General features: G+C 61.3%; 9 protein-coding genes and 1 pseudogene. 7 read left to right on the top strand and 3 right to left on the bottom strand.

The genetic code is table 11. The annotated features are described in order from the left end of the window. A pseudogene (locus M5B97_RS27125) lies at positions 1-249 on the bottom strand (ribonucleotide-diphosphate reductase subunit beta); the annotation flags it as partial. Positions 250-820: 571 nt separating this feature from the next. After that, positions 821-1090, bottom strand: coding sequence for a DUF2790 domain-containing protein (locus M5B97_RS27130; RefSeq protein ID WP_123714297.1), 270 nt, complete (start codon positions 1088-1090; stop codon positions 821-823). Positions 1091-1503: 413 nt separating this feature from the next. Here M5B97_RS27130 and acs point away from each other — a divergent pair, with 413 nt between their 5' ends. The 7 genes from acs to argR all read left to right on the top strand — a co-directional run bounded on the left by acs (position 1504) and on the right by argR (position 9487). After that, complete coding sequence (acs, locus tag M5B97_RS27135; protein WP_123714298.1) at positions 1504-3459, top strand: acetate--CoA ligase; 1956 nt, start codon at positions 1504-1506, stop codon at positions 3457-3459. Between the two features lie 691 nt (positions 3460-4150). Beyond that, positions 4151-4936: an ABC transporter substrate-binding protein gene (locus M5B97_RS27140; protein ID WP_071483227.1), complete on the top strand. Its 786-nt coding sequence runs from the start codon at positions 4151-4153 to the stop codon at positions 4934-4936. Between the two features lie 91 nt (positions 4937-5027). Then, positions 5028-5717, top strand: a complete 690-nt coding sequence (locus tag M5B97_RS27145; protein WP_010208305.1) for an ABC transporter permease — start codon at positions 5028-5030, stop codon at positions 5715-5717. Then, positions 5714-6412, top strand: a complete 699-nt coding sequence (locus M5B97_RS27150) for an ABC transporter permease (RefSeq protein WP_248733197.1) — start codon at positions 5714-5716, stop codon at positions 6410-6412. The genes M5B97_RS27145 and M5B97_RS27150 overlap by 4 nt, the downstream gene beginning before the upstream one ends. A gap of 1 nt (position 6413) precedes the next feature. Further along, positions 6414-7526 carry a succinylglutamate desuccinylase/aspartoacylase family protein gene (locus M5B97_RS27155; RefSeq protein ID WP_134661299.1) on the top strand — a complete coding sequence of 371 codons (1113 nt, stop codon included), beginning with the start codon at positions 6414-6416 and terminating at the stop codon, positions 7524-7526. A 27-nt stretch (positions 7527-7553) separates the two neighbouring features. Then, positions 7554-8318, top strand: a complete 765-nt coding sequence (locus tag M5B97_RS27160; protein WP_123714302.1) for an ATP-binding cassette domain-containing protein — start codon at positions 7554-7556, stop codon at positions 8316-8318. 188 nt (positions 8319-8506) lie between these two features. Then, the gene (argR, locus tag M5B97_RS27165) at positions 8507-9487 is read left to right on the top strand and encodes a transcriptional regulator ArgR (protein ID WP_123714303.1); all 981 of its coding nucleotides are present in this window, start codon (positions 8507-8509) and stop codon (positions 9485-9487) included. Positions 9488-9494: 7 nt separating this feature from the next. On the opposite strand, the gene M5B97_RS27170 is transcribed toward argR, so the two are convergent. Next, the gene (locus M5B97_RS27170; protein WP_248733198.1) at positions 9495-15356 is read right to left on the bottom strand and encodes a DUF6543 domain-containing protein; all 5862 of its coding nucleotides are present in this window, start codon (positions 15354-15356) and stop codon (positions 9495-9497) included. Between the last annotated feature and the right edge of the window lie 220 nt (positions 15357-15576).

Below are 15576 nucleotides of genomic sequence, written 5' to 3' on the forward strand. Positions count from 1 at the left end.
CACGGCGACGCGGGCGGAGGCGCCTTCGAGTTCGGCGAGGCCTTCGGCGATGTCGAGTTTGTCCAGGGCGGCCTTGGCGCGCACGATGGCGGCGGAGTCGCTGGCGGTGACGGCGCGGGCTTCGACCGCGGCAGCAGCGCCGGCACCGTCGAGGCGGTCCATGTTGGCTTCGGTGGCGTGGCCGGCGTTGGCGCCTTTGGTGGCTACTTCGCCTTCTTCTTCTTTGTCGAATTCGTCCCAGCTCAGCATGACGTGTCGTCTCCTGCGTGAGGGCTCAAAGTGCCCGTGTGAAACCGGATGGTTGGGTATTCACACGGCCCAGAGGCCGCGGTGGATCTTAAGGAATCGTTTGTTGCAGCTAGCGCACGCATTAAACGGAATAGGGTTACGGGTGCTCTGCGTGAGGCTTGAGGTGCGGAGCCGTGTTTGCTTGCTCCTGCGGGATGCCTCAGGTCTGGCTCTTCATCCTAATGTAAAGGGATATTGCAGGCCCGATTTACCCGCGCATTATAGGGAAAAATTCGGCTTTGTGTTGCGGCGGATGGTCACTTGGGTGCGCCAAAATGACGTGGTTTGCGGCCAAAGCGTGTGTTTGCAAGGCTTTGCCGGGATTGGAATTTTTTGACGGGCGGTGAGAGGTTTTTTGTAAGCAGAGGGCAAGGGTGCGGGGTAGGGCTTTATAAGGTGGGTGTGGCGGCTGATGCCATCGAGAGCAAGCCCCCTCCCGCAGGTTGATTGCGGTGTGCCAGATGCAGGTTCTTGGCCGCAAGAATGATTTCTTGCGGCGACCAAGATCCAGGATTAAATCTTAAAGAACTTATTATCCGTTAGAGCAACCGTTGCCCATGACTTGGTATTGCAGAATATGCCGCTGACCTTGCGAGTCTTCATATTCCATTTGTACCGGTACTACTTGGCAAACTTCCGGGATTTCACTCATGGACAGTACTTTGGCGACGTCCAAGTGCGTGCTGTAAGTGTAATCCTCGACAACCGGGGCGTTCTGGCCGGCCAGTTCGGTCGGGGCCTCATCGGCCAGGGCGGCGGTGGCGCACAAGCTGCTGAGGGCCATGACTATTAAAGCTTTCATTTGTCTATTTACCTTATTGAGGTCGAAGTGGGTCACGGGGCCCTTGTGAGGCCACGTGTGTAACTTAAGGTCGGTAAGTTCGGATTAACGTTGCCTTCGTGGGGGCTGTTGCGTTGTTAATCACTGCTGTGTTGAACACAGCGCCTTGGTTGGCGGAGTTGATTTTAGGCGTGCGGGTTATATTCATATACCCGTGCTTTTGATAAACACTATTGGCGGTTTTTGTAACAATCCCGTGGTAAAGGTTTTTTAACAAACAGGCAAAGCGCCGCAGGCTGCGGGCCAGAGCAGCGTATGGGCATAGCAGGGCAATTTGTAGGGGCTTGTTACTACCATCGTCGAATGGTTCTATAGACCAGCCCCGGCTAAAACAGGGTCATACAAAAACAACGATTGTCACCGAGGTAAGAAAGATGAGTGCGGCTTCCCTGTACCCCGTTCGCCCCGAAGTAGCAGCCAACACGCTGACCGACGAGGCGACCTACAAGGCCATGTACCAGCAGTCGGTGGTCAACCCCGATGGCTTCTGGCGCGAACAAGCCAAGCGCCTTGACTGGGTCAAGCCTTTCACCGCGGTGAAGCAGACCTCTTTCGACGATCACCATGTCGACATCAAATGGTTTGCCGATGGCACCCTGAACGTTTCCTACAACTGCCTGGACCGTCATCTCGCCGAGCGTGGCGACCAGGCCGCGATCATCTGGGAAGGCGATGACCCTTCCGAAAGCCGCACCATCACCTACCGCGAGCTGCATGAAGAAGTCTGCAAGTTCGCCAACGCCCTGCGCGGCCAGGATGTGCACCGCGGCGACGTGGTGACTATCTATATGCCAATGATCCCCGAAGCCGTGGTCGCCATGCTGGCGTGTACCCGCATCGGTGCGATTCATTCCGTGGTATTCGGCGGTTTTTCCCCTGAAGCCCTGGCCGGTCGCATCATCGACTGTCGGTCGAAGGTAGTGATCACTGCCGACGAAGGCATCCGCGCGGGTAAGAAGATTCCGCTGAAGGCCAACGTCGACGACGCCCTGACCAACCCGGAAACCAGCAGCATCCAGAAAGTCATCGTGTGCAAGCGCACCAATGGCGCGATCAAGTGGAACCAGCATCGCGACATCTGGTACGAAGACCTGATGAAAGTGGCGGGGACCGTGTGTGCGCCGAAAGAGATGGGCGCCGAAGAAGCGCTGTTCATCCTCTACACCTCGGGTTCCACCGGTAAGCCCAAGGGTGTGCAGCACACCACCGGTGGCTACCTGCTCTACGCCGCCCTGACCCATGAGCGTGTGTTCGACTACCGCCCGGGCGAAATCTACTGGTGCACCGCCGACGTCGGCTGGGTCACCGGCCACACTTATATTGTCTATGGCCCGTTGGCCAACGGCGCGACCACGCTGCTGTTCGAAGGTGTGCCGAACTACCCGGATATCACCCGGGTGGCGAAGATTGTCGACAAGCACAAGGTCAATATCCTCTACACCGCGCCGACCGCGATCCGCGCAATGATGGCTTCCGGTACCGCCGCGTGCGAAGGCGCTGACGGTAGCAGCTTGCGTCTGCTCGGTTCGGTCGGTGAGCCGATTAACCCTGAAGCGTGGGACTGGTACTACAAGAACGTCGGCCAATCCCGTTGCCCGATCGTCGATACCTGGTGGCAAACCGAGACCGGCGCCACCCTGATGAGCCCGCTGCCGGGCGCCCACGCACTCAAGCCGGGTTCGGCTGCGCGTCCGTTCTTTGGTGTGGTGCCGGCGCTGGTGGACAACCTGGGCAACATCATCGAGGGCGCCGCCGAAGGCAACCTGGTGATCCTCGATTCGTGGCCAGGCCAAGCGCGTACCCTGTACGGCGACCACGACCGTTTCGTCGACACCTACTTCAAGACCTTCCGGGGCATGTACTTCACCGGCGACGGCGCCCGTCGCGATGAAGATGGCTACTGGTGGATCACCGGGCGTGTGGATGACGTGTTGAACGTGTCCGGCCACCGCATGGGGACCGCCGAGATCGAAAGCGCCATGGTCGCGCACCCTAAAGTCGCGGAAGCGGCGGTAGTGGGTGTACCCCATGACATCAAGGGGCAGGGCATCTACGTGTATGTCACCCTCAAAAATGGTGAAGAGCCCAATGAAGCGCTGCGCCTGGAGCTGAAAAACTGGGTGCGCAAGGAGATCGGGCCAATTGCGTCGCCGGACGTGATCCAGTGGGCACCGGGCTTGCCGAAGACGCGCTCGGGGAAAATCATGCGGCGGATTCTGCGCAAGATTGCTACCGCGGAATATGACGGGTTGGGGGACATCTCCACACTGGCAGACCCTGGGGTAGTGGCGCATTTGATTGAAACGCACAAGGCCATGAACGCCGCGTAAGGCGTACAGAGTGTCCAAAGCCCCGTCCGGTGCAAGCCGGGCGGGGCTTTTTAATGACATTTGGAAAACGCCGAGAGCCGGGGTGGAAGGGGGCTCGCTCCCGATAGCGGCGGACCAGTGGGCACCGCCATGACTGACCCACCGCTATCGGAAACCAGCCCCTTCACACATTGAATAGCATTGCAGGGCGGGAATCGTATGGAGGCTGAGGGCTCGTACACCCACCAAGCCAATAAATATCGGTTTCTATCGTAGGACGTTTCTGAATGTTACCGAGCGCCCTGAATGTGTAACCTTGCGCCCAAACATGAGGCAATGTGCTACGCCAACGCCCCGAAAAACCGCGTTTTAGACACCCCAGGAAATAAGATTAAACGCCAGACTTGCCGTGCTAGAAGGGTTTGCGAATAATAGGCCCGCAATTTGCAGCATCAACAGGTTTAATATCTTTTGTCTCTGCATAAAATTCAGGGGCTGTCAATGTGCTGGAACCGCTTTCTCAGTGCTTCTGTAAATTGTTGTCGCATTGAGGAAATATCGGCTTCCGGCCTGTCGTTAGAATGCCGATCACTCGCTCGTCGTCGCAGGTTTATACCGTTGTAGGACGCAGCGCCGCTATTCGGTTTCATTTAAGTCGCATCGTGGGCCACGGCTCATACTGCTTTTTGCCCTATACCGATGGAGTCCCAAGATGAAGAAACTTGTGCTGTTGGGCGCCCTGGCGCTGTCCGTGCTGTCCATGCAGGCTTTCGCTGATGAGAAGCCCCTGAAGATTGGTATCGAAGCGGCTTACCCTCCGTTTGCCTCGAAGGCGCCGGATGGCAGCATCGTGGGTTTTGACTACGACATCGGTAACGCGCTGTGCGCAGAGATGAAGGTCAAGTGCGTCTGGGTCGAGCAAGAATTCGACGGCCTGATCCCTGCGCTGAAAGTGCGCAAGATCGACGCGATCCTGTCGTCCATGTCCATCACCGACGACCGTAAGAAGTCCGTGGATTTCACCAATCGCTACTACCTGAGCCCAGCGCAGCTGGTGATGAAGGAAGGCACCACGGTCAGCGACAGCCTGGATGAATTGAAAGGCAAGAAAATCGGCGTGCAACGCGGTTCGATCCACGATCGCTTCGCCAAGGAAGTCCTGGCCCCTAAAGGCGCCACGGTTGTGCCTTACAGCTCGCAGAACGAAATCTACCTGGACGTGGAAGCAGGTCGCCTCGACGGCACCGTGGCTGACGCCACCCTGCTGCAGGACGGTTTCCTGAAAACCCCGGCCGGTAAAGGCTACGCGTTCGTAGGTCCACAGTTCACCGACGCCAAGTACTTCGGCGACGGCATCGGCATCGCTGTACGCAAAGGCGACAAGGCCGAGCTGGACAAGATCAACGCGGCCATCGCAGCGATCCGTGCCAACGGCGAATACAAGAAAATCCAGGACAAATACTTCGACTTCGATATTTACGGTGCTGACCCTAAGTAACTCGTCGCAGCTGTCTGTCCAGAATGGCGCAAGCAACAGAATTCCTGCGGTTTGCGCCATTTTTTCATCCCCCTTTTCGAGGACCTGAATCATGTTGAAAGGCTACGGGGCCGTCATCCTCGATGGCGCATGGTTGACGCTTCAGCTCGCCTTGTCGTCCATGGCCTTGGCCATTGTTCTGGGTCTGATCGGGGTCGCGTTGCGCCTGTCGCCGGTGCGCTGGTTGGCCTGGCTGGGTGACTTGTACTCCACGGTGATCCGCGGGATCCCCGACCTGGTGCTGATCCTGCTGATTTTCTACGGTGGTCAGGACCTGCTCAACCGCGTCGCGCCGATGCTCGGCTACGACGACTATATCGACTTGAACCCCTTGGCCGCCGGTATCGGCACCCTGGGTTTCATCTTTGGCGCCTACCTCTCGGAAACTTTCCGTGGCGCCTTCATGGCCATTCCCAAGGGCCAGGCCGAGGCTGGTCTGGCCTATGGCATGAGCAGCTTCCAGGTGTTTTTCCGGGTGATGGTGCCGCAGATGATCCGGCTGGCGATCCCCGGGTTCACCAACAACTGGCTGGTACTCACCAAGGCCACCGCGCTGATTTCGGTGGTGGGCCTGCAAGACATGATGTTCAAGGCCAAGCAGGCGGCAGACGCCACCCGCGAACCTTTTACCTTCTTCCTCGCAGTGGCGGCGATGTACCTGGTGATCACCAGCGTATCGTTGCTGGCCTTGCGTCATCTTGAGAAGCGCTACTCGGTAGGCGTAAGGGCGGCTGATCTATGATCTTCGACTACAACGTCATCTGGGACGCCATGCCGCTGTACCTCGGCGGTTTGGTCACCACCCTGAAACTGCTCGCCATCTCGCTGTTTTTCGGCTTGCTTGCCGCCTTGCCCCTGGGCTTGATGCGGGTGTCCAAGCAGCCGATCGTCAACGGTGCGGCGTGGCTCTACACCTACGTCATTCGCGGCACGCCAATGCTGGTGCAGCTGTTCTTGATCTACTACGGCCTGGCGCAATTCGACGCCGTGCGCGAAAGCTTCCTGTGGCCACTGTTGTCCAGTGCCACGTTCTGCGCGTGCCTGGCGTTTGCGATCAACACCAGCGCCTACACCGCCGAAATCATCGCCGGCAGCCTCAAGGCCACGCCCAATGGCGAGATCGAAGCGGCCAGGGCCATGGGCATGTCGCGCTCTAAACTGTACCGCCGCATCCTGCTGCCGTCGGCCCTTCGACGCGCACTGCCGCAGTACAGCAACGAAGTGATCATGATGCTGCAGACCACCAGCCTGGCCTCCATCGTCACCTTGATCGACATCACCGGTGCCGCACGCACGGTGAACGCCCAGTTCTACCTGCCGTTCGAAGCCTATATCACGGCCGGCGCGTTTTACCTGTGCCTGACTTTTATCCTGGTGCGCCTGTTCAAGTTGGCCGAGCGCCGCTGGCTGAGCTACCTGGCTCCACGGAAGCATTGATATGGAACGTATCGATCACCTGTTGCCCTGGGGCCACTTGGGTTGCGAGCGTCAGCTGAGCGTATTCCGTTTCGGCCACGGCGAACGCAAGGCGTATATCCAGGCCAGCCTGCACGCCGACGAGTTGCCGGGAATGCGCGCCGCATGGGAGCTGAAAAAACGCCTGGTCGAGCTGGAGCAGCAGGGCGCCCTCAACGGTGTGATCGAGCTGGTGCCGGTGGCCAATCCGATGGGCCTGGGCCAACTGTTGCAAGGCAGCCACCAGGGCCGTTTCGAAGTGGGCAGCGGCAAGAATTTCAACCGCGATTTCGTCGAATTGAGCGAACCGGTCGCCGCGTTGCTCGCCGGCAAACTGGGGGATGATCCCCACGCCAACGTGCGCATGATCCGTCAGGCGATGACCGATGCACTGAGCGCTCTGCCCGCACCGAGCAGTCAACTGCAAGGCATGCAACGCGTATTGCTCAGCCACGCCTGCACGGCTGATGTGGTCCTGGACCTGCATTGCGATGCGGAGGCGGCGCTGCACATGTACGCGCTGCCGCAGCACTGGCCGCAGTGGCGTTCGTTGTCGGCGCACTTGAATGTGAAAGTCGGCCTGCTGGCCGAGGATTCCGGCGGCAGTTCGTTTGATGAAGCCTGCTCGCTGCCGTGGTTGCGCCTGTCCCGGGCGTTCCCTGAGGCGCAGATCCCGCTGGCGTGCCTGGCGACGACGCTGGAGCTGGGCGGCCAGGCCGATACCGGCCGTGACGAAGCGATTTTCCACGCTGAGGGCATCCTCGCGTTTCTCGCCGAACAGGGCCTGATCAACGGTGAATGGCCTGCGCCACAGTACGAGCCCTGCGAAGGCGTGCCTTTCGAAGGCACCGAGCTGCTGTTCGCCCCCCATGCCGGCGTGATCAGTTACCTGCGTAAAGCCGGCGACTGGGTTGAAACCGGCGAACCGATTTTTGAAGTGATTGATCCCCTGACCGACCGCGTGAGCGTTGTTTGCGCGGGCACGTCCGGGGTGTTGTTTGCCGTTGAACGGCTACGTTATGCCCAAGCGGGTTTCTGGCTGGCCAAGGTGGCGGGGCGCGAAGCGCTGCGTCACGGGCGCTTGCTCAACGACTGACCACCTGTTTTTGTGAGAACCGACCGCATGTACAAACTTGAAGTCCAAGACCTGCATAAACGCTATGGCAGTCATGAAGTGCTCAAAGGTGTGTCCCTGGCCGCCGCGGCCGGTGATGTGATCAGCATCATCGGTTCCAGTGGTTCGGGCAAAAGTACTTTTTTGCGCTGCATCAACCTGCTGGAGCAACCCCACGCCGGCAAGATTCTGCTCAACAATGAAGAGCTGAAGCTGGTCACGGGCAAGGACGGCGCCATGAGGGCCGCCGACCCCAAGCAACTGCAACGCATGCGTTCGCGCCTGTCCATGGTGTTCCAGCATTTCAACCTGTGGTCGCACATGACCGCAATCGAAAACGTGATGGAAGCGCCCGTGCACGTGCTGGGTGTGTCGAAGAAAGAAGCCCGTGAAAAGGCCGAGCACTATTTGGCCAAGGTCGGTGTGGGCCATCGTAAGGATGCGTTCCCTGGCCACATGTCCGGCGGCGAGCAGCAGCGCGTGGCGATTGCCCGTGCCCTGGCCATGGAGCCGGAGGTGATGTTGTTTGACGAGCCGACTTCCGCGCTTGACCCGGAGCTGGTCGGCGAAGTGCTCAAGGTGATGCAGGACCTGGCGCAGGAAGGCCGCACCATGGTGGTGGTGACTCACGAAATGGGCTTTGCCCGTGAGGTGTCGAACCAGTTGGTTTTCCTGCACAAAGGCATCGTCGAAGAGCGCGGCAACCCGCGTGAAGTGTTGGTGAACCCACAGTCGGAACGTTTGCAGCAGTTCCTTTCGGGTAGCTTGAAATAATCAGGACTGCTTTTGTGCACCGCAGTAGTGCATGCTTCACAGTCTCGAGACAGGTCCCAATCTAACTGTGGGAGCGAGCAAGCCCGCTCCCACAGTGAGATCTTCATTGGCTTTAGAGATTTGTGTTGGTTTCCGGGCTAGCATTGGCCCTTGTCTTCATTACCGTTCTTCGCTTCGGATAGCCTTCCATGACCGCCCACAAAATTGGTTTCCTGATTTGGCCCAGCACAAAAGCCCTGACGCTTGCGCTGGCTGAGGAGGCCTTGCGCGTTGCCCAGCGGGTGCACCCGGAGGTGGTCTACGAGCTATCGTTTCTGCTGGCCGAGCCGCAAACCGACGGCGCCTGGCAACTGCCGGGCGAGCCGTGGGCCGGCAAGCTCGAAGGTTTCCAGAAACTCTTCCTGCTGGCGGATGAACCGCCCACCGTGGTCGCCTCGCAACTGAGCACCGCGCTCAAGCAACTTGTGCGGGCCGGCTGCGTGATCGGCGGCTTGTCGGCCGGCGTTTACCCGCTGGCTCAGCTTGGCCTGCTCGATGGCTACCGCGCCGCTGTGCACTGGCGCTGGCAGGATGACTTCGCCGAACGCTTCCCCAAGGTCATTGCCACCAGCCATCTGTTCGACTGGGACCGTGACCGCCTGACTGCCTGTGGCGGCATGTCGGTGCTCGACCTGTTGCTGGCGGTGCTGGCCCGTGACCACGGTGCCGAACTGGCCGGTGCGGTATCCGAGGAACTGGTGGTGGAGCGTATCCGCGAAGGTGGCGAGCGCCAGCGCATTCCGCTGCAAAACCGCCTGGGCTCCAGCCACCCCAAGCTGACCCAGGCTGTTCTGTTGATGGAAGCCAATATTGAAGAGCCGCTGACCACCGACGAAATTGCCCAGCACGTGTGCGTGTCGCGACGACAACTCGAACGCATCTTCAAGCAGTACCTCAATCGCGTCCCCAGCCAGTACTACCTGGAACTGCGCCTGAACAAGGCCCGCCAGATGCTCATGCAAACCAGCAAGTCGATCATCCAGATCGGCCTGTCGTGCGGCTTCTCCTCGGGGCCACACTTCTCCAGCGCCTACCGCAATTTCTTCGGCGCCACCCCGCGCGAAGACCGCAACCAGCGCCGCAGCAGCAGCCCGTTCGAACTGTCCTCGGTGCCCTCCGAGCGCGGGTGACCCCAGTTCACTCCTCCTGGGGTCGTGGTTGCTCCGGTGACAGGGGCATGCCCTGTTCATCCACGGTCGCTGCCTGCACCTGGAAGTCGATGCCGGTGCGCCGGTAATACTCCCTCAGGTACTCCAGGCTCTGCGCCGACCACGGGTTGCCACTCAGATCACTGTCTTCCTCCAGCAACGTCGTGGTGTCGAGCAATTCCGGGCTGATTTCCTCGATCTGGTTATCGCTCAAGTCCAGGGTATGCAGCTCCTTCAAGCGGAAAACCCCCTCAGGCAACGCTCGCAAGCCGGTACTGCGCAGGTGCAGCGACGTCAGGTCGGCCAGGCCGCTGACGTCGGGCGCCTGGTCCAGCGGGTTGTTGCTCAGGTCGAGGAGGTCCAGTTTGGGCAGGTCGCTCAAAGTGCGTGCGGTCGCGGGCGTCAGGCTGATGCCGCATCGGGTCAGTTCCAGGCTGGTCAGTTCGGGCATGCTGAAGATCGACTGAGGCAGGCCACCCAGGGCACATCTGTTCAAGGATAGGGCCTGCAGCCTGGGGAAACAGCGCAACGTGCCGTCGACCGTGGTGGTAGTGCCATTGCCCGTCAGTTCGAACCGCGACACGTGCTCCAGGTTCGCGCTCAGGCGCGGCAGTTCGCCCATCACCGGGGTGTCCAGCGACAGGGCGTGGCTGAAGTCGTCGTGCAGGCTTTCTTCGTCTTCCGGGCTTTCGCGACGCCAGGCCTGCTCCACCAGCACCTTGAAGTTTGCGCGCAGCGTCTGCTCGCGCAGGCGGGTCGCGTCGTCGAGTGGGGTGTCGTCGACCGGGTGTCGCTCGGGCACTTCCAGCACCCACTGATCAAGGTCGGTCGCCAACTGGCGGTACTCGTTTTCCAGGCGCGTCAGCGTCGGGGCGACGGCGTCCATGTCGCCGGGCAGGCGGAACACAAAGCGGTCGGCTTCACCCTCGACCAGCGTCGGGTACAGGCGTTGCACGTGCAGGCGAGCGTCCGGCGGCGCCTCGGCGTGGAAGCTTTCCTGGGTGCTCTGGCAGTACGTCTTGATGCGCTCCAGGGCCGCGCGCGACAGCGGGTTGCCGGACAGATCGAAAGCCCGTGCGACCTCGGGCGGGACTGTAAAGGCTGCGTCGGGCAAGTGCTCGATGGCGTTGCCGCTCAGGTTCACTGCGTTGCGTGGCATGTTCGTCAGCAAGCCCGGCGGTACCTGCGTCAGGCCGGTGTCGTGCAGCAGGATACTGGACAACGCAGGCAGTTGGTCGAAGTCCGGCAGTTCGCCCAGTCGGGGGTTGTGGCTGAGGTCCAGGTATTCCAGGTGTGGCATGTTCTGCAAGGCGGCGCGGCTGCTCGGCGACAGGGTCAGGGAGCAGCGGGGCAGGCCGAGGAAGGTCAGTTTGGAGTGTTCGAACACGCGCGGTGGAATATCCCCCAGCTGAATGTTTTCCAGATCGAGGATATCCAGCGCCGGAAAGCTTTCCAGAAACCCAGCGACCTCCATGGCGCCGCCATTGCCTTGGATGACCAGCGAGCCGACATGCTCGAACCGCGTGCTCAAGCGCGGCAGCTCACCGGCCAGGGTATGGTTGATGTCGAGGGCGCGGATATGCCGGGTCTCCTGCGCGGGGTCGCGGCGCCAGGTTTTTTCCAGCAGCACGTGCACCAGCAGGCGGCGTGCGTGTTCCAGCACGGACAGATCGGGAGTGCCTGACCACGCGCTCAGTTCCTGTTGCAGGGTCTGCAGGTCGCCGGCCAGTCGTGCCAATTCACGTTTACCGGCCTCGATATCACCTGGCAAGCCGTAGATAAAACGATTGATTTCTTCCTTGTCCATGGTGGGGAAAAGCCGCTGAGCGTCCTGTACGTCCACGGGATGAGCATCGGCTTCCCAGTAGGTGTCGTAGCGCTGGTAGTAGGCTTTGATGCGTTCCAGGCTGTCCCGGGACAGCGGGTTATCGGACAAATCATATTTGGTGCTGGTCTGGGGTGGGGTTTCAAACAGCGCCGCAGGCAGGTCGCTGATCTCGTTTGCGCCCAGTAACGCCGCTTCCAATTCCGTGCGCGACAACAAGCCCGCGGGCAGGCGGTCGATGCCGGTTTCGGACAGATCCAGGGCCATCAGGTCGGGCATGGCTTCGACGCTCGGCACCAGGCCCAGAGGGTTGTTGTTCAGCACCAGGGTCTGCAGGCGACTCATGCCCGACAAGCTGGCCTGGCTGGCAGGCGTCAGGCGAATGCCGCAGTTGCTCAGGCCCAGCGTGTTGAGCGCCGGCAGGCTGGCCAGCTGTGGGGGCAGGTTGCCCAAGGGCAGGTCTTTGACTTCCAGGTGACGTAACCGAGGGAAGTGGCTGATAAAGGCTGTGGCCCCCTGAGTATGGGCGCCGCCGCTGATGGACAGCAGCGACACGTGCTCGAAGTTTGCGCTCAACTGCGGCAGCTCGCCGATGATCGGAGACTCCAGGCGCAGCACATGGCCGTCACGGCTGGGGTCTTCGTAATAGTCATCGACCGCCGTCTCGCGATGCCAGCAGCGCATGAGCTGTTCGGCGATACGCCGACGGTTCTGCCGTTCGTAACGTCGCCGGCCTGGAGAGAGCCGCTCGTCGGTGTCGGGATGGCGGGTGGGGATGTCGTGCTGCCAGGTGTGCAGGTCGGTCTCCAGTTGCAGGCGTTCAGCCTCCAGGGCCGTCAGTTGGGCGGATGCTCCGTCGGGCAGGGTTTCCAGGTGAGCGACCAGGGCATTGAGCTGTTGATCATCCAGCGTGGGGTACAACGCCCGGGCGCGTGGGTGCACGGGCGGCTCGCCGGCGGGGCGATAGCCGTCGGTGTTGCACAGGAATTCCAGGGTCTCGACCGGTGGCGTGGCAGGCGGTTCAGTGGTCAGCACTGTGCGCAATTCATTGCGTGTCAGCGGGTTGTCGCGCAGGCGCTGCCTGAGTTCGGCGCCCTGGTGGATCTGCAGTCCCACGGCATCGCGCTGTGCATCGGGCAGGGCGCTCAGCACGGCGTTGTACAGGTCGGTCTCGCCGGACAGCGCACCGGTGTCGTCGTAAGGTATATAGCGGCCCTCTTCGGTGCGCACCAGGGTGCGGCGCAGCGGAGCGTTGTCGGGGCCAACCCGGTTCCAGACCGAACCCTCGGGCGAATCATGGCGGGCCACCAGTTGGATCTGGTCCGACCAGCCCGGCAGCAGCTTCAGTGAGTTGAGGGCCAGGCGTTCGCTGTCGATGTTTGGCGTGGCGTCCAGGTGCTGGCCTTCATAGGCGCGGTTGATGCGCACCTCGGCCACCGCAGCACGGGCCAGGTCGGCCAGACGCTTGGGCGTGCGGCGGGCATCCAGTTGTTCCAGCTCGGCGCCGCTGGCTTGGCGAACCATGTGTTCGGCGACGCTGGCGGGCAGGTCATGGGCAAGGTCCATGACCTGCCGGGCGTGGGGATCGGTGGTGATCTGCGACGGCCCATAGTGCGACTCGAACAGCGCCGGGCGCTCCCGTTCGGCGATATCGGCGAGGGCCGTGCGCAGGCTCCTGGTGCGCGCCTCCAGGCTCAGCTGCGGGTCGCCGCTGCGTTCGCCGAACGGCGTGCGGATTTCTTCCGGGCTCAGGGTTTGCAGCACGGTCTTGAGCAGGTCGCCATTGTTCAGTTGGGCTTCATGGATTTGCACCACCGGCTGGTGGGGGTCGCCGAATTCCCACACTACGTGGCCCTGGGCGTTGAGAAAGCGCAGGGCCTTGGTTTTGGGCCAGTAGCCGAAACTGGTCAGCAATTGCAGTTGTTCCTGCGGGTCGATGGCGTTGTACTGCGCGGGATCGTCGCTGCGCAGGCGCTGGATCAACTGTTGGATCTCACGGTCAATGCGCAGACGGATCAGGCTGTCATCCAGCAGTGGCGGCACCGGTTCGCTGCGCAGGTGCATTTTGCGCAGCGCGCCTTCCTCGACCCCGCTGATGCTCAGTGCCCGTTCGCGGTCGGCTGGGCTCAGGTCCTGCGCGCGGTGGCCCACACGGCGCAACAACGTGTCGCGGTCCCATTGCAAAGGTTGTTCAAGCTCGCTGTGCCAGGCACCGGCCTGGTTGTGACGCAGGTGCGGGCGATAGGCCTCGGGACGTGTCGGATGCTTGATCACATAGTGCCCGTTGCCGGCGGCCTCCACGGCGTAGTACTTGCCTTCAAGGGGCAGGATCAACTCGCCGTGCAGGCTGTGCAGGCCCTGCTCATTCACGCCCTGCATGGGCGCAACCTGGATGTTTTGCTGGTAGGGTGCCAGGTCCGGTTGCCAGTAGCGGCGGCTGCGATCGGCCAGGGTCACCGGCTTGAAGCGGTCCATGAATGCCAGGGTTTCGGCCGATAGCAGTTTGCGCATCTCAGCCAAGGCGATCTGGGGGCCGAGGGCGAATGCGCCCAGTTGCACCAGCGACTGCAATGTCCCCATCAGGTGTGCGAACGCTTGATCAGTGAGGCCCTCGGCCCAGTCGACAACCCCCTCGAAGACTTCATTGAGCAGTTGATAGGCCATGTAGCCCATCATCAATTCGCCCAGCCCCGGAATGAACGGTGTGATCACCAGCAGCGCCGTGTTGAGAATCGACTGAGCCACTTCGACGAACGAATCCCACAATGCCCAGCGCGCTTTGCTGTCGGCGCTGACGCTGGACACCGCGAGCGTGCGCGCATCATTGAGGATCTTGTCGAGCTTGCGTTGATAAAGGTGGCGCCAGGGGTCGCCCTGGATGGGGGTCGAAACAAAGCGCAGCTTGGGGTCGTCGGTGGGGTCATTGCGCCAGGCGCCGTGTTTGTCGCCGGCTTCGGGCGGGTGCCAGGTGAGTGTCGCCAGGCGCTGGCCCAGTCCGGAGAAAAACACCCCGAGCTTTTCATGGGGGACGAAACGGCTGAAAAACACCTGGTACTCGTCGCTGCGCAGTTGGCGGGTGAGCGCCTGTTTGAAGTCCCAGGACGATGGGTATTCCTTGAGGGGGTGTTCGGGGTCGTCCGGTATGTAGGCAACGATGCGCTGGGCGGAGGTTGTGCGCTCAAGGTCGGGGGCGAACAGCAGGATGCCGGTGAGCGCGGTGTCCATCATGCTGAAGTCATGGCACAGCACGGGCTGGCGGCCGATGCGCAAGCGCAGGCGGCCGTCGACCATCGCGTCGATCACCTGGGCGAAGTCTTCCTGCACGTCGCCCTTGATGCGCGCCAGGTGCAAGGCCGTGCGCAGTGCCGCGCGCTGGCTGGCGTCGACCTTGAGGGCCAGGGCGTTACCGGTGGGCGTGTGGGTGAGGCCCAGGACTTTGCGCAGATGCAGGGCGTAGCGCGCGCCGATATCCAACTCGCGACACAGGCGGATAAAGGCGTTGATCGGCATCGCCGCACGCACGGCGGGCAAGGTCTCGAACTGGCCGCTCGGGGACGGGCGGGTGATAAAGGTCGAATGGGGCTCGTAGAAGTCCGGCGCGGCCTCTTTGTAGTCGAAGTTGTGCAGCGCGGCATCGAGCAGCGAGACTGTCCAGGCCCGTGCGCCGCCGGAGCGGATCGGCAGCCACGGCACGGTTTGCGGGATGTAGAGGCGGATGAACACTGCGTCGACATCCAGGTCGACGCCGAAGCGTTGGTTCAACAGGTCTTTGAGCAGGGGCTTGGCGTAGGCCTTGGGGTCTTGCAGGTTCTTGAGTACGTCATCGACGCCGTTTTGCGCGATCCAGTGGTTGGCGTTCCAGCGCTTGAACAGTGCCTTGTGTTCAGTGCTGGCCGAGTGCAGGGCCTTGCCCAGCGCGGGTTTGGCCGCGTTGAACGCCTGGCGCCTGGCAGCGGACGCCTGGCCCAGCCAGTGGGGCAGGGCGTTGTTGAACAACGCGTAATGGCTGTCGGGAGGGGTAGTCATGGGGCTGATCTCTGAGGGGCCATGGAAGCGCATCAGTAAATCAGCCGGTTTTTGATGCTTGCGCCTAGATAGTTAGAGTGTTTGAGCCTGACGCAAACGTGCCCGGCAGTTTAAACTGCGCCATTGCGACGCTATTTGTCGCATTGGCGTAAACCCGCGTAAAACGGGGGTTGGCGCTATAAGAAGTTGTCGCTTGGCGGCAAGGCCGCGCTGAAAACTG

It is taken from the genome of Pseudomonas sp. MWU13-2517 (assembly GCF_023242545.1).
GTDB lineage: Bacteria > Pseudomonadota > Gammaproteobacteria > Pseudomonadales > Pseudomonadaceae > Aquipseudomonas.

Bases quoted from the DNA above. Each gene is read 5' to 3' on its own strand.
- argR (WP_123714303.1), top strand. From the start codon at position 8,507: ATGACCGCCCACAAAATTGGTTTCCTGATTTGGCCCAGCACAAAAGCC.
- acs (WP_123714298.1), top strand. From the start codon at position 1,504: ATGAGTGCGGCTTCCCTGTACCCCGTTCGCCCCGAAGTAGCAGCCAAC.
- M5B97_RS27145 (WP_010208305.1), top strand. From the start codon at position 5,028: ATGTTGAAAGGCTACGGGGCCGTCATCCTCGATGGCGCATGGTTGACG.
- M5B97_RS27170 (WP_248733198.1), bottom strand. From the start codon at position 15,356: ATGACTACCCCTCCCGACAGCCATTACGCGTTGTTCAACAACGCCCTG.
- M5B97_RS27150 (WP_248733197.1), top strand. From the start codon at position 5,714: ATGATCTTCGACTACAACGTCATCTGGGACGCCATGCCGCTGTACCTC.
- M5B97_RS27130 (WP_123714297.1), bottom strand. From the start codon at position 1,090: ATGAAAGCTTTAATAGTCATGGCCCTCAGCAGCTTGTGCGCCACCGCC.
- M5B97_RS27155 (WP_134661299.1), top strand. From the start codon at position 6,414: ATGGAACGTATCGATCACCTGTTGCCCTGGGGCCACTTGGGTTGCGAG.
- M5B97_RS27140 (WP_071483227.1), top strand. From the start codon at position 4,151: ATGAAGAAACTTGTGCTGTTGGGCGCCCTGGCGCTGTCCGTGCTGTCC.
- M5B97_RS27160 (WP_123714302.1), top strand. From the start codon at position 7,554: ATGTACAAACTTGAAGTCCAAGACCTGCATAAACGCTATGGCAGTCAT.